This is a genomic window from Providencia sp. AGC89 (assembly GCF_053543535.1).
This window is the reverse complement of sequence record NZ_JBIXLP010000067.1, coordinates 1-14833: the sequence shown is the minus strand read 5'-3', so window position 1 is coordinate 14833 and position 14833 is coordinate 1. Positions and strand designations below refer to the sequence as shown.

Sequence of the window (14833 nt, the reverse complement as noted above, 5' to 3'; positions counted from 1 at the left end):
TAATTTTGCGCGCTTTCTTAGTGCGCTTTTTTAATTCTTTTGTAGCCATTGCCCATTAATTCCACGTACATACTCCCCTTCACTTGCTCGCTCAACTAATTTCTGCCCAGCAATTCTCGCTACTTCGCTAGTTTTTAGATTGTTTTTTTTAGCAATCTCACTATACTTTTTTTCGCGTTCTTGATTAATTTGGTTTGCCAACTTTACAGCATCTGGATTATTTGTATTAACAGGGGCTAAGTATCCTGATAATGTTTCCCCTAACACCCCTCGATCTTTCGCTTCATCAATTGTTAATGCCATAGATTGAAAAACACTAAACAATGAGCATAAGGCTAACACTTTAATTATCTTACTCATTTTTCACTTACCTCGCCAAATAGATCACTGTTTTCCTTAAGTAACTCCTCAACCTGCCTATCCGCTTTTATTTGGATTTCATGCTCAATTTTCACATTCATATTAATGTTAATTGGCTTATCCGGGGTGGCAACCTCAACTCGCAAACAAGCTGATAATAAAAAGGTTATTACTACTACTGTACTCAGTTTCAATATATTCACATTCATCCCTACGCCTATTATAAATTTTTTTCTAACCACTCTTCTAAAGAGCTACCAAATCGCAAACTACGCCATAGTTGAAAGATATTTTCTTCATGATGATAATTTAAATGAACTTCACGCCTTTTCTTTTCTTGCGTGTTATAACCTTCAAGGATCGTTTTCATCGTTAACATCCCTAAATTAGTTATATTTACATCTGTTCTGCTACGCTGTATTTCTAAATACTGCAACCAACTCATTGCTGAACCTGCAGATATATTATCTTCACGAATAGAATCGACAAATTGGGTATCTAACCGTAAAGTCAGCGGCCCACTGTTTTCCATCCAACCATTTTTAACTATCCATTCCGGATTATTTAAATAAAATGGCAGCTCTCCATTAACTTTACCTGAGACTGCAAACTGTGACACTTTCAGTATGGTAAATAACTGGCTAAGTTCAATTTGTCGCAATTTAATCGTTGAAGCTTGTGTCTGTGGCCAGCGTAATAAATCCATTGAAATATTCCCTCCTAATGTCTTAAAACCGACATTAGTTAGCTTCAATGGCGCACTATCTGTTGGAGGATAACTTCCAGATAAATCAGCTTTAATATCCGTAAGTTCAAATAAATTATTTAGTTGTTTAATCCGTAATTCAACAGGTGTTTTTCCACCCAAAGTCCATGTGCTTTGCTTTAACCGCCATGGTAATACAAAATTTAACCCCGATAGGTCTCCATCTTTCAGCCAAAGGCTAGTATTTTCAACTCTCCAGTGCCCACCAGCAATAAAGCCATCTTCAGGTGTAATAGAAAATGCAGCTTGAGAAAATAATTTACCCTGTTTTAATTCAATACCAAGATCTGCGGGTATTAATGTTTGAAATGCAGTCACTGATTGCTCAGGCCAACGGGCTTCACCTCTTAGCCTTTCCCCATCCCAACGACTAAAAATCACAATTGGCCCAACATCCTTAGTACTCAGGTCGCCTTTTAACTGAAAATCAGCAGGTGATTTACCATTAATATCTGCATTTACCGTGATTTTTGGTAAATAACTTTCTTTACCAAATTGCATTCGTTCACTCGTAAGTTGCAATGACCCCTTAAAGTTAGCTTTGTTGAGATCTCGTTGCCAAGATAAAGGTTTTGTTAATTGCAAACGCGGTGCACTCATCGACAGTAAACCATAGTGTATTTGGTTAAAACCTGTCGTTAAATTATTTAGTGTAATCAGTGTATCTTGCCAACTACCATTCCCTTTAATATCCCAATTAGCAGAGATTGAAGGCAATACAGCATTCCCCCAATAATTCCAAAACCATGTGCCGTTATCGAGGGTAAATTTATTGGCTTTACCATCTAAATGGATATCAAAATCCCCCCAATATTGCTCTTTAACCTTTAATATCGCTTGTAGAGGCCCGGAAATACCCTCTTCACTAAGGGAAGTGCCTGCAAGAGGTAAACGGATTTCTTTAATTAATACTGTTGGTGATGCTCTTCCATATGCTCTAAGTAATGACCCCGATAAAAATGAGATTTTTGCCGCGGTTAGTTCGCCTGATACTTGAGCTGGCAAGTTGATATCTAAAATCATATCTTCATATTTCACTCTGCCATTAAGCTGAAAATTGACCGCAGTATTTATTAAATCAATATGTGTTGGGGGCAGAGTTAATACTAAGTTTGCTTTTCCTTTTTTCCCTTGAGTCAATAGATTGATTCGCCCTGAAAAAACCATTTCACTCAATATATTATTCCAGTTATTAACCTGTAAGTTTATTCCCCCTTTTAAAGGAATATCAGCCTCATCCCACTGCCATTTACCGTCGGATATTTGAATAACTTCAGGGGTTAAAACCCAAGGAAGGTGGAGTATTTCTTGCTGTTTGTCTATATCAACGACACTTATTTTACCTTTATTATTTCCCCAACTAAATTTAGCAGTCAGGAATTTTTCAGGGTTTAATAATTTAAAATTAGCGTTTAACTCACCTTTCTCAGGTAATCGATTTGCCGTCAAAGGTAATTGGATTTCACCTGAAAGCTCTAACGTTTGTTTTTGTTCTGGGAGGTATGTAGAAAATTCTTGAATAACCAATTGATTATCCGCGGTAATTAAAGAGGTTAGCTGTAAATTATCTCCTCTAAAATCCAATTTTAAAGGATCAGTATGGCTACTTCTGAGCCATAAGCTACCTTGGTAGTCCTCCCAAGGATGAACGTCTACATTTTTTATGACAAGCGAAAACTCGGGAATACTGCCTATCAGCTGCTCAACATTTATAGCATCATCTGTGCCATGACTACTTGATTTAATAGCACTAAAACATTCAGGAGCCACAGTGAGGTTATCAACAATAAAATGCAATGGGAATATTGAAACCCGAGTATTTTTTATCTCAACTAACTTGCATTTATCGACGTTTAGATTGATCTCGCTAAGTTGTAATTGCCCTTCTATAATACGCGGCGTTGAAAATGAAAGCTTCAACGGTTCAGGAAGATAGTGAGAAGCAACCACTGGAGCCCAACGAGAAATGGTAATCCATAATAATGCTAAGAGAGCAATACTTACCCCTGAAAAACAAAGTAATATCATAAATGCTCTTTTTAATAGCTGCATTAGCTTCGTCCTTGTCTGATTTGCTCTACACTGCAAGTAATGAAGTTCATTCGACTGTCACATTAACTCATTGTCTAGCAAGCATAAACTATATCTGATTGTAAACAGATACCTATTTTCTTAATTTATAGGTGATTTACAAACTTAATTGCCTTATTCTGAGTTTATATTTTGTAGGTACACATTTTTACCTACTGTTATTTTATTGGTTCCTAAAAACTGGAGTCTCTCTGATGAAAATTGTTTCTTATAGTACCAAACTGTATGACCGTAAGCACATGGAACAAGTTAATCAAAGTTCTGGGTTTAATTTTAATATTGAGTATTTTGATTTTCCATTAACGGTTCAGACTGCAAAAAATGCGGTAGGTGCTGATGCCATTTGTATTTTTGTTAATGATGAAGCCAACCGTGCTGTTTTAGAAGAATTAGCTGCATTAAACATTCGAATTTTAGCTTTACGCTGCGCGGGTTTTAATAATGTCGATTTACAAGCGGCTAAAGAATTAGGGATTCAGGTGGTACGTGTGCCTGCTTATTCCCCAGAAGCCGTTGCTGAACATACTGTTGGCATGATGCTATGCCTAAATCGCAGGATCCACCGAGCATACCAACGGACTAGAGATGCTAACTTCTCTCTTGAAGGTTTAACCGGTTTTAACATGCACAACCGCACTGCTGGTATTATCGGAACAGGTAAAATTGGCCAAGCCACTCTACGTATTTTAAAAGGTTTTGGGATGCGACTCCTAGCCCATGACCCATATCCAAACCAAGCAGTTTTAGATCTTGGGGCTGAATATGTGGATTTAGATACCTTATATAAGCAATCAGACGTTATTTCTCTACATTGCCCATTAACCGCAGAGAATCATCACCTACTTGATGAAAGTGCGTTTAATAAAATGAAAAAAGGGGTCATGATCATTAACACCAGCCGCGGTGCACTCATAGACTCTGTTGCAGCAATCAATGCGTTAAAATCACAAAAAATTGGTTCGTTAGGTATGGATGTATATGAAAACGAACGTGATTTATTTTTTGAAGATAAGTCTAACGATGTTATACAAGATGATGTTTTCCGTCGTCTTTCATCTTGCCATAATGTGTTATTCACGGGGCATCAGGCATTTTTAACTGAAGAAGCGTTGATAAGCATTAGCCAAACAACGCTTAATAATATTCGCCAAATTAATAGTGGTGAAACTTGCCCTAATATTGTTAATGCTTAGTTGGATAATGGAACAATGAAACACCTAATTCCACTTACAATTTTAAGTGTACTATTAGCCGCTTGCCAAACACATCAAGTGAATGCCAGAAATGACGACCAAGAACTTAGAAACAAATTAATGCACCATCGTTTTATTCTGACCGAAGTTGACGGCAAAACGATTCAAAATAAACAAACAACGCCATCTATTTCTTTTGGTGAAAAAATGTTTATTTCAGCATCAATGTGCAATGATTTCAACGGGTTCGGTAATATTAACAATGCTAAAATTACCGTTAAAGATCTAAATAAAACAGAACTTGAATGTGTCGATGAAGATTTATCAAAATGGGACCCATTAATAAAACGAATGTTAACTGATGGTGCAACTGTTACGTTGAAAAATAATCAACTTGTCTTGATTCAAGGACATTACAAACTCGTGTATACCTTACGTGATTATATGAATTAACAGGCAAGATTATCTACTCACGGTTTGCATTCTATTGACTAAAATGCCTCCTGTTGGGAGGCATTTTTCATTTAACACAAAAATTATTTGGCTTGGTCAAACAGTAAATTAATCTTCGCCGCTTCTGCAATACGGGCCATATAATGACTAATATTTGTACTGAATGACAATTCGTCGACAATACTCAAACTACGTAGAATTGGGAAAATAATAAAATCATTAATATCAATAAGTTCCCCACGTGTTTCTAACCACGCATCTAATAATGACATTTGAGGTTCTAACTCTACCAATAAAGTGTGAGTTTCTTTCTTCAGTTCTCCTAAATCACCATGCGATTTGGTAGAGCGTTCAATATAAGCCTCCCTAGCTTTAGTTGTACTGATTTCAGGAAAATCAGTTTCAGTGAAGCGAGGTGTCACAAGTTTATAAACGACTGAAGATACGGCCTTAGACCAAGTTTCTATTTCAGGGAAAATCGTTCCATTAGCATATTTAGGCTCATTAAGGCTATCAATATAATGGACAATATCTAAGCTTTCCGGTAAATAACTGCCATCCTCTTTTTGCAAGATAGGTAACATTTTTTTACCTATCATACTGATCGGTGTTTCTTTATCATCATCCAGTAAAACAACCTGCTCTACCGCTAACTTCTTCAAACCAAAAATCATTCTGGCTCTGACACAAAATGGGCAATGGTCATAAACATATAGTTTCATTTTTAACCTCATTGTTCAGGGAGTAAAAAAAACCAATACATATTTACAGTATACTTTAGTGATTTTGTTTATGTGTGAATGATTTGTAAAATTTCACTTACCTTTAGTGTTAATAAAGTGCACAAAATCCCAATAATGAAGTAATAATCATGACAAAATAACCACATTACAGAAATGCCAGAGAGACTTATGACGTTAGACTCTATTGCTATCATTCTTTTTAATGAATTTGAAATCCTTGATGTCATGGGGCCTGTAGAGGTATTTGACCGCTTAGATAATTGCAAAATTAACTTTATTTCCCCATCTGGCTTACCTATGACTAGCTCACAAGGTGTCACACTTGAAACTATACGAGTAGATAAGCCTCGCTATAAACATATTTTAATCCCAGGGGGACAAGGCACTCGGCCTTTATCGCAAGACGATAGGTACATCCAATGGTTAATGAAACAATTTGAGTTTGCTGATACTGTGATTTCAGTTTGTACAGGATCTGCACTCATTGCAAAAACCCCTCTTTTAAATGGGCTTCGCGCAACCACCAATAAACTAGCCTATGACTGGGTTACATCGCTAAATAAAAAATTTTTATGGCAACCTAGTGCAAGATGGGTGCATGACGGAAAATTTTATACCTCTTCAGGTATTAGTGCCGGTATTGATATGTCGTTGCAAATTGTTAATGATTTCTATGGGTTAAATATAGCAACTGATATCGCTATTAAAATGGAGTATATATGGAACCAAAACCCAAAACATGACCCATTTGAAAAAGTCATCATATAAGATTATTTAAGCATTTATTTAAATTAATAAACACTCACATTTTATTAATATTATTAACCTATTAAAGCGTGTGTTTTATAGTTAACTTATATTTAGAGTTAATATATTAAGCATAAAATTAACAATATAACACCACATTCTTAACTTTTTCATTTGAATTTTATAGTTTGCTATTAAAGATATCGTAATTGGTTGTATTTATAGAGTTACCTATAGTACTTGCAATATAAAACATGCCCAGATTGAAAGTATTAAGCTAAATTTCCTATCTTTCACTTGTGCTAACAACCTTACTTTCAAGTAATAAAATAAAATTAATTATTTTTACTTATTAAGTGATACAATTCCCCTACTAAAAATAATGTTATTTTTTATTAATCATTAGTTGTAAATGGAGATTTTTATCATAATTATCATCATTAGAACTTTTAAAGTACTTTAGTTTTTAATATACTATATAATGTAAATCTTATTAAAAATATTAAATATAACCCTTCATATAAATTGAGGATGTCATATGGACATTCATACTCTAATAGGTATCAAGATAAAAAACCGGAGAAAAGAACTAGGTCTATCTGGAGCCAATTTAGCTAATAAACTAAATTTAAGCCAACAACAAATATCACGTTATGAAAATGGTATTAATAAAATACCAATTAATCATTTAGTTGATATCGCAGAAGCGCTAAATTGCCCTATTGAATGGTTTTTTCAAGGTTATGTAAGTAGTTCAAAATCAAACGAAAATGGACTATCTAATGAACTTAATCAAGAGTTAAGATACACCGCTGAAAGTGTTATCGCCCCTTCTAAAGATCAATATTAATACAACCAAAACATTAAGTTCATACAAATAAAGTACAAATAACATAAGCATTTTTATGCCATGTTATTTGTACTTTTATTTTTCTAATATTATTAAAATAAAATGGCTAATCTTCTACATAAAGATTAGCCATTTATTTAAAGTTGATTTTATCAACTTACAGAACAGCACCAAAAATTTAGTTTAATTATAATCACACTAAATCAAAATTTATGTATAAAACTTTAATCATAGGTAATATTAAAAACCATTTTAGAATTTACTTCCCCAGCAGAAATTGTACGGCCATATTGGTAATAACGAGCTTTATAATTTAAATCAAGATATTTTGTTTGTCGGTCAACTAAACGTCCAACTTTGTATTTTTCATTAAACATAAGTGGTTTATTAGCTTTACGTTCTAAAACTTGAATACCAACCCCTGTAGCTCCGCTACTGGATTTATTCTGATTAACCAAAACACCTTGTCGATTATTCATATTTGTTGGAATATCGCCGCTGAAAGTCATATTAACATTTGCAAAACCAGAAATGCTAACACCACCACTGCATATTAATCGAATATCAAAATCTTTTTCGCCTGCCGTCGCCCCTGTACCATTCAGTTGTGAGCGCTTAATAGGATCAAGATACACATTTTTTTCAGTTCCCCCTTCAACTTGGCAAGAAGGTGAAACTATTGTGATAGCTTCAGCATCTAACTTAGTAATTAAAAACGGGTTGTTGTTTGGAGTATATCCATAAGACGTATAAAGGCCACTCGCTATAGTTCCAGAACCGGTAACCGGAGCAGTTTTCACCAGAGTTAAAATAAATTTTGAACCCGCAAGATAATAGTTACTTGATGAAGGCGCATAAAATGTATCCGGGTACGTCATTCTCACTGCACCTTCACGGTGAAATTTCATACCAATTCCTGGCACATTTGTCTGGTAAATTTTGTTCCCTACTGGAACTAAACTTGGCATAGTTACGGAGGCTGTTATCGGTGTATTCCTCGTACAATACGCATAAATAGCACTTGAGTTTTCCCGCATATCCCATGTTTGCTCCGCAATGGTATCGCCAACATTTAAGTTAGGGTCTACCACGACTCTCCCCATCTGCATATTTAATTCATATGTCCGAGTTGAAGTCCTATTACAATACGCAGAAGCATAACTCGCGGTAAGAAACACACCAACTCCGATATACAAGCAAATTTGTTTCGTTATTGACATAAACTTTCCTTACTATTGCCAGCTTCTAAAGAAAATGAACACTGCCCGTTTTCCCATTTTATAATTGCCACTTTTGCAGTTTCGCTACTAATAAATACTGTACCACCTTGACCAACGATACCTATGGACTCACCATCTATATCAGTAACATTCGCCCCAAATGGCAATGGCTTATTTCCAGCTCTTACAACATTAAATGCGATATTCTTTTCGACTTTAGTACCAAATTTAACCTTAACGATACTCCCTTCATAAGGAACAACTTGCGTTGCTGTATTTTCAAAAACAATATCTTCAGGACTTCCTTTTGGATCAATTTCTACATTATTAATGCGATAAGCTCTGACATAAGGAGCAACAGCATAACCATTTCCGTCAATCCGTGTTCCCGGAGCTCCCATGATTGATGCACCTTCCGCACCTTTCGCTTCAATTAAAGCCAACGTTGTTGAAGTATTTGGTGTGAATGTGATGCCTTCAGAGTGCACAATCATTGAACCATTTGCACCAAGCCCAAACTGACGATACCCCTGACCTTGGCTATAGTTCGCATTCGTATTAACAAACGGTGCACGATACCCCGTATTCAAACCAATATTTTTCTGTCCACCATTTGCAACGGAAGTATTTATGCCATAAGTCCAATTATTATCTCTATCAAATGCACCACTCGCACCGATTTGGCTGGAACCAAATTTTTCATTATTGAATGCCGTATTTGAAGTTAATGTTGCGCTCTGACTCTCACCGAAATACAGTGGGTAGCTAAAGTTTAAGTTGATGCGGTCATCTTTTTTATTATTGGTATTTTCTGCATAAACTCTCATAAATGCGACGCCATAAGAAAGACGATTAAAATTATTGTTATAACTCAGTTGGTATTGCTTTTCTGTCCCTGACTTATCCCAGTAATTAGAAATACGGCCCGTAAAATAAACCCCACCATAACCATCAGGAAGGTTTTGATTTACTGTATAACTAAAGCCATTTTTCTCACGTCCTAATGTATTCTCTACACCACGCTTATCGTTATCTATCGCATATAATGCATTACTGACGTTATAGTAATCTTTCGTTGAATACCGATAAGCAGCTAATACCAAGTTAGTATCCGTTTGAGTAAACAAACGACTAAATGTTAGACGGTAACTTTGCCCATTTTCTGTTCTATATTTAAATGCGGTTCTAGACTGAGTTAAATCCACAGCAACTGCACCAAACCCAGTGTTAACACCAGTACCAACTAAGTAAGCTTGATAGTCATCAAATGCAGTGACACCACCATAAAGCGTAAACGTATTATTCAAACCATGTTGAATAGTACCTTGCATAATAAATGGACGATTTCTCAACCCATCAGCATCAGCTTTACCACCAGCAACTTGATAACGTGTAAAACCAGGACGTAATAGCTGTGCTAATGATGAATATGGCACGCTAAAGCTACTTTCACTTCCGTCAGCTTCTTTTACTGTTACAACCAAATCATTCCCGTAACCTGATGGATAAACATCCGTCAAGCTAAAAGGACCAGGTGAAACCGTTGTTTGATAAATAATAGAGTTATTTTGTGTTACTGTTACTAAGGCATTACTTTGTGCTATTCCTCTGATTTCAGGCGCGTATGTTGCCATTCCATCAGGATACATATTGTCATCTGTTGCTAGTTTTGCACCACGCAAACTAATACTGTCAAAGAGATCACCATCGGTATAAAACTGCCCTGCTGTCGCTTTTGATTTTAGTTCGGCGATTGGTTTTTGCAGATATGTTTGATTGCTATTCCAATTCGTCCCGCCATGACGCTGCCAATTAAAGTTTCCAATATGTTTGAGTAGCCACCCATCAAAACTTAAACCAGCATTCAGCCCTAAATAAGCGCTAGCGTTATTCGTTCCCTTTGAGCCACTGGTATGGTTATCATAATAGTTAGCCATATAACCGATATTTAGTGCAGGAATGCCCGTTTCCCAAAATTGAGGAGAAACATAACCACGGGAAGTTCTCTGTTCATATATTTGTGGAACAGAAATATCCAAACGCAATGTAGAAGAATGAAATGTATCTACAACGTCTTTTTGATCATTCCAATCCATTAAAGGTAAACAAGTATTACTATCTTTACTAACCGTAGGATTTAGCTTTTCAATATTAATACCAAAGTCAGAAAGCATTTCTGGTGTATAACACACTCCTAGTTGACCGTTTTTTTGTTCTTCAAAATTAAGATCGTAGCGCCCCTTCCAATTGTTATTCGTATATACGTCAACTGAATATTTACCGGGGCTGATCCCTGAAGAATTGAAACGCGTTAAATCAACATCTTCCTTACTACCTATAATAAAACCACTATTAAATTCATAGGTTGTATCTTCTTCACCCCAAGCATTAAATGTAGGCACCATGCATGCAGTGACAAAGCAAGTCACAGAGAGCGTATTGCTATATTTATTTATTAACTCTCGCTGTTTCATTATATATTCCTATTTAACGGTGGTTTTCACCGCAATATCTGACCCATAATCATTAATATTATTAATTACGATATGACTTCCTGACCTTACGGCTTGTTTTAATTCAACTGTTGTTTGACTTTTTGGTTCTAATAAAATTGTTTTTTCATTTAACCCAGATTTACCATCTGTTGAAATTTTTGTAATGGTAATATAGTAAGGTGTCGGGTTATCTATAATAATGCTCTTGCCATTTGCTTTTATAACAAGTTGCTCTGGCGCTAATTCACGGCTACTCAGCCCTGTTGGTCGATAAAAGAATTTAAATCTAGAACGGATCGCTAATTGCAATACATTCTGACTATCCCCTTCTTTAGCTTTAGCCATAGGGGGAATATCCAAAATATTCAACCACCATAAGCTTTCGCGGTCTTGAGGAATACTTCCTTTATCCATTAATTTGATTCGTAACGTTTGCCCACCTTTAGCTTCTACACGCGAAATTGGTGGTGTAATCTGAAATGGTGTTTTTATCGTATCTGGTGTTTCTGACGCATCACCTGTGTCAAGCCACGCTTGTGCAATTGCAGGACGATCGGCAGTATTATTTAATTGCACGGTAATTTCTTTTTCATTTCCAGGATAAATAAACCGTGTACCATTAACGATAATATTATTAGCAAATGAATGCATACTGAAAATGAAGCAGAAGATAAATACTATTGCTTTCATTTGAACCTCAAAATAAAAGCGGCAGTATACCTACCGCTTATCAAAGTAATGCTGATTAAATTAATATTTAAACAATGCTTACGTAATTAAAACTAATAAGGAATTAACTTATTACTTTCTTATTGATAAGTGATTTCATAAGTTGCATAACTTTTAACTTCACCTGTTGTGACATCTTTAGGTGTAGAAGTTGCGTAACCAACGTAGTATTGGAAACGAGCTCCATTCTCAACTTTAGTTAAGTCACCTTTAACTTTTTTCTGAGATGGGTTACCAGGAATGATTTTACCTGATAAGTCAGAGCTATCATCAGTTGAAAGTGCTAATTGAATATTTTTAGCACCTGTAGTTTCAGTATTTGCTAAGTAACCTTCTGAGTTACCTGATGCACCTTGCAGTAAGTTACCACCAGTCCAGTTAACGTTTAATAACGTTTTATCGATCGCAGAATCATTAGCTACATCTTTAACATCTGCTGCAACACAATTAGTTACGTCAATAACAAAAGATTTTGGTTTTAACAATGCATCTGCACCACCATCACGAACTTCTGTTAATGAAACTGGCGCTAAGTAAACGCTAGCATCACTACCTTGTCCATCCACAGAAACAGTACAAGAAACATCGGTCACTTTACCGTGAAAATTAACTTGGCCACCACCAACGTTGGTGCTTGCAGCGTTAGCTGTTGATAAGCCAATAATAGTTGTTGCAACTGCAGTCAGTAGTACTTTCTTCATTTTCATTTCCTAATATGAGGGTATTTATTTTTTACATTAAAAAGAACTGATTAAGTTTTTTGTTTTATTGTTAGGCAAAAAATAAATGCAAGAGCCTAGTCATACATAGAGTATGACCGGTAGCTTATGCTTCATTTTGAACCATTCGTATTAATGCAAATAAATGTATTTCTTAATTAGTCCTATTTAGAATTTATAATCATATGCTCTATATGATTTCGAAGAGAGGATACATAATAACTTAAGTTTTATTAAATCGTTTTTATCATCGCTTATTTATTTTTTAATAGGCCACACCTATTAAAACTGATCTATTGATTGAATTACTTGATATGGTTATTTCACTAAACTACTCGTGTTACGCTTACATTTTAGAAAAAAATCTTAATTTTATTGATTTATAGATTTAATTATCTATTAATTCCTAATAAATTAGATTTATATGAACAACAAAAAATACATTTATCATATTTAAATGATACTAAATTACACATTTTGATACTTTTAGTCGCAAAATAACACTAACACACATCCATTAATGATCATCCTTTAAAGATAGTATCATTAATTTTATTAATGTATAATCACTAATATTAGTAATAAATTTCGATTTCAAAAAAAAATTTAATACCGAATTTTTATGCTAAAAACCTAAAAAAACACACTATGAGTGTATAATTGAGTTTTTATATCAACAGTCAGCTTTGGTCGTTATTAAAATTCTGAAATGTGTGTTTTGGAGGAATAAACATCGATTTTAATTAAAATAATAATATATATGATGAGGGGAAATTTAGAATGATAACGAAAATGACGATAAAATCGCAATATAATCCTCTTTTCATTCAACTCTAAATTATTACTAAAAACTCAATATCAACTTGTACAAGTAAGTCTATGTTAGAAAAAATTATCATTGTTTTTGATATAAAATAAAAAAACAGAATAGTTGCACAAACTATAAACTAACTTATGTCAATTTTTCTATTTTATAACCATATGAAAATACGGGTGTTTTCCTAAACCGAACAACAGCCAAAAATGTGATCTATACACTGTTTTTTATCATTAAGAATATTCCTAATTTACTCTCATAGTGTGTTAAAGTGTGATCCTAAGCTTAAAGCTATCAATAAATGATGTTTTTCTTACCCTCATTTAAGCATAAAAAGGAGAGTTTACCGTTTTTCAAACAATTCAATCCCATGAATAACACTCATTTTTTGTCGATTACATAACATAAAGTAGCTATCTCCATTTTAGTACCATAATTTAACAATTTTGAGACATTAACAGATAAAAATATTTTATATCAATAATTTGCCATATACCGACTAGCTTACCTTTACTAAATCAATATGCCTTTCTTAAAATGTCGCCTAAACTACATACGGAATAGTTGACGGATACTATCTGCAACATATCATTCCGTTATCTGCTTTATGACGAGCAAAAAACGATTGATACTCATTTAATATCGGCTAATAAATTGAAATGATTAATCACTAAAAAAGGAGAATGCCTGATGGTGGTATAGCAAAAGCCCATAAGGAGTAGAGCCTTTGCTAATAACGATGAAAAGGAAGGTTAGTTTGAATGGCCTTTACGATATAGCTCCCATTCTTCTATTCTTTCTTTTGAAGGCAAAATACAATAGCCAACCTGCCCGCTAGGAGTATCAACCGTCTCAGATTTACCACCAGATTGTACACAATATACCGATGCAGGATTAGGCATCCCTACTGCTTGTTGAGGCTCTGTTTTAGTATTTTTAGATACACAACCCGCTACTGCTATTAACGCAGTAAAAATGAATATTTTTTTCACACAACCCCCTATTTACGTTAGGCTAGCTTATTATAAATAAATAATAGCAAACTAACAACAAATTACCGTAAATATCACCTTTTAGTAGGTAAAAATACTACACGTTAGTGTTGTATATTAAAAATGTCATTATTATTTTGGATACGACAATTTGTGTCGATAAGATAAAAAAGAATCTAAGGGTTTAGACTTGTCCACTTCCCCTAAAATAAGACAGCTATAATTAGATTTTCTGCCCTAAAATTTGCAGAGGTCATGATGAAAAAAGCTCGTTTTACTGAAACTCAAATCGTTAATATTTTAAAACTCGCTGATTCTGGTATGAAAGTGGAAGATATTTGCCGCCAAAATGGGATCAGCAACGCCACTTATTATAATTGGAAATCAAAGTATGGTGGCATGGAAGCGAATGATGTTAAACGATTAAAAGAGCTTGAAGATGAAAATGCGAAACTGAAAAAGCTCTTTGCGGAAGTTAGCCTTGAAAACCACGCGATGAAGGAGCTTTTCGCAAAAAAGGGTTGGTAGTGGCTGAAAAGAGATCCTGTGCTCAATCATTAAAAGAGGCAGGCTTATCAGTCATTAAGGCTTGTAAGCTAACGTCGTTGTCACGAGCCACGTTTTACCATCAGCAAATAGATTGGCGTAAAAAAGACCA

13 protein-coding genes and 1 pseudogene are annotated in these 14833 nt (G+C 34.8%); 5 read left to right on the top strand and 9 right to left on the bottom strand.

Annotated features, from left to right (window positions below; genetic code table 11):
* Positions 1-30: 30 nt before the first annotated feature.
* The 3 genes from ACIPUA_RS13205 to ACIPUA_RS13195 are packed head-to-tail and all read right to left on the bottom strand — an operon-like array spanning position 31 to position 3178.
* The gene (locus ACIPUA_RS13205) at positions 31-360 is read right to left on the bottom strand and encodes a YdbL family protein (RefSeq protein WP_042843851.1); all 330 of its coding nucleotides are present in this window, start codon (positions 358-360) and stop codon (positions 31-33) included.
* The gene (locus tag ACIPUA_RS13200; RefSeq protein ID WP_042843852.1) at positions 357-569 is read right to left on the bottom strand and encodes a YnbE family lipoprotein; all 213 of its coding nucleotides are present in this window, start codon (positions 567-569) and stop codon (positions 357-359) included. Before ACIPUA_RS13200 ends, ACIPUA_RS13205 begins: the two co-directional genes overlap by 4 nt.
* A gap of 11 nt (positions 570-580) precedes the next feature.
* Positions 581-3178: a YdbH family protein gene (locus tag ACIPUA_RS13195; RefSeq protein ID WP_048607145.1), complete on the bottom strand. Its 2598-nt coding sequence runs from the start codon at positions 3176-3178 to the stop codon at positions 581-583.
* Positions 3179-3411: 233 nt separating this feature from the next.
* On the opposite strand from ACIPUA_RS13195, the gene ACIPUA_RS13190 reads away from it, so the two are divergent.
* Together ACIPUA_RS13190 and ACIPUA_RS13185 are read left to right on the top strand one after the other, a co-directional pair.
* Positions 3412-4410, top strand: coding sequence for a 2-hydroxyacid dehydrogenase (locus ACIPUA_RS13190; RefSeq protein ID WP_042843854.1), 999 nt, complete (start codon positions 3412-3414; stop codon positions 4408-4410).
* A gap of 15 nt (positions 4411-4425) precedes the next feature.
* Entirely contained in the window at positions 4426-4863 is a 438-nt protein-coding gene (locus ACIPUA_RS13185) for an META domain-containing protein (RefSeq protein WP_042843855.1), read from the top strand.
* A gap of 83 nt (positions 4864-4946) precedes the next feature.
* On the opposite strand, the gene grxB is transcribed toward ACIPUA_RS13185, so the two are convergent.
* Positions 4947-5585, bottom strand: a complete 639-nt coding sequence (grxB, locus tag ACIPUA_RS13180; protein ID WP_449059769.1) for a glutaredoxin 2 — start codon at positions 5583-5585, stop codon at positions 4947-4949.
* Positions 5586-5774: 189 nt separating this feature from the next.
* Here grxB and ACIPUA_RS13175 point away from each other — a divergent pair, with 189 nt between their 5' ends.
* Both ACIPUA_RS13175 and ACIPUA_RS13170 read left to right on the top strand, forming a co-directional pair.
* The gene (locus tag ACIPUA_RS13175; protein WP_449059768.1) at positions 5775-6374 is read left to right on the top strand and encodes a DJ-1/PfpI family protein; all 600 of its coding nucleotides are present in this window, start codon (positions 5775-5777) and stop codon (positions 6372-6374) included.
* A 517-nt stretch (positions 6375-6891) separates the two neighbouring features.
* Positions 6892-7203, top strand: coding sequence for a helix-turn-helix domain-containing protein (locus ACIPUA_RS13170; RefSeq protein WP_042843858.1), 312 nt, complete (start codon positions 6892-6894; stop codon positions 7201-7203).
* A gap of 224 nt (positions 7204-7427) precedes the next feature.
* Here the strand turns inward: ACIPUA_RS13170 and ACIPUA_RS13165 are convergent, their stop codons facing one another.
* From ACIPUA_RS13165 to ACIPUA_RS13145, 5 genes are all read right to left on the bottom strand, one after another.
* Entirely contained in the window at positions 7428-8423 is a 996-nt protein-coding gene (locus ACIPUA_RS13165) for a fimbrial protein (RefSeq protein ID WP_042843859.1), read from the bottom strand.
* Positions 8414-10897, bottom strand: a complete 2484-nt coding sequence (locus ACIPUA_RS13160) for a fimbria/pilus outer membrane usher protein (RefSeq protein WP_181469257.1) — start codon at positions 10895-10897, stop codon at positions 8414-8416. Before ACIPUA_RS13160 ends, ACIPUA_RS13165 begins: the two co-directional genes overlap by 10 nt.
* A gap of 9 nt (positions 10898-10906) precedes the next feature.
* The gene (locus tag ACIPUA_RS13155) at positions 10907-11608 is read right to left on the bottom strand and encodes a fimbrial biogenesis chaperone (protein WP_048607139.1); all 702 of its coding nucleotides are present in this window, start codon (positions 11606-11608) and stop codon (positions 10907-10909) included.
* Positions 11609-11727: 119 nt separating this feature from the next.
* Complete coding sequence (locus tag ACIPUA_RS13150; RefSeq protein ID WP_036957782.1) at positions 11728-12348, bottom strand: fimbrial protein; 621 nt, start codon at positions 12346-12348, stop codon at positions 11728-11730.
* Between the two features lie 1587 nt (positions 12349-13935).
* Positions 13936-14175: a putative hemolysin gene (locus ACIPUA_RS13145; protein ID WP_042843863.1), complete on the bottom strand. Its 240-nt coding sequence runs from the start codon at positions 14173-14175 to the stop codon at positions 13936-13938.
* Positions 14176-14433: 258 nt separating this feature from the next.
* On the opposite strand from ACIPUA_RS13145, the pseudogene ACIPUA_RS13140 reads away from it, so the two are divergent.
* Positions 14434-14833, top strand: a pseudogene (locus ACIPUA_RS13140) (transposase); the annotation flags it as partial.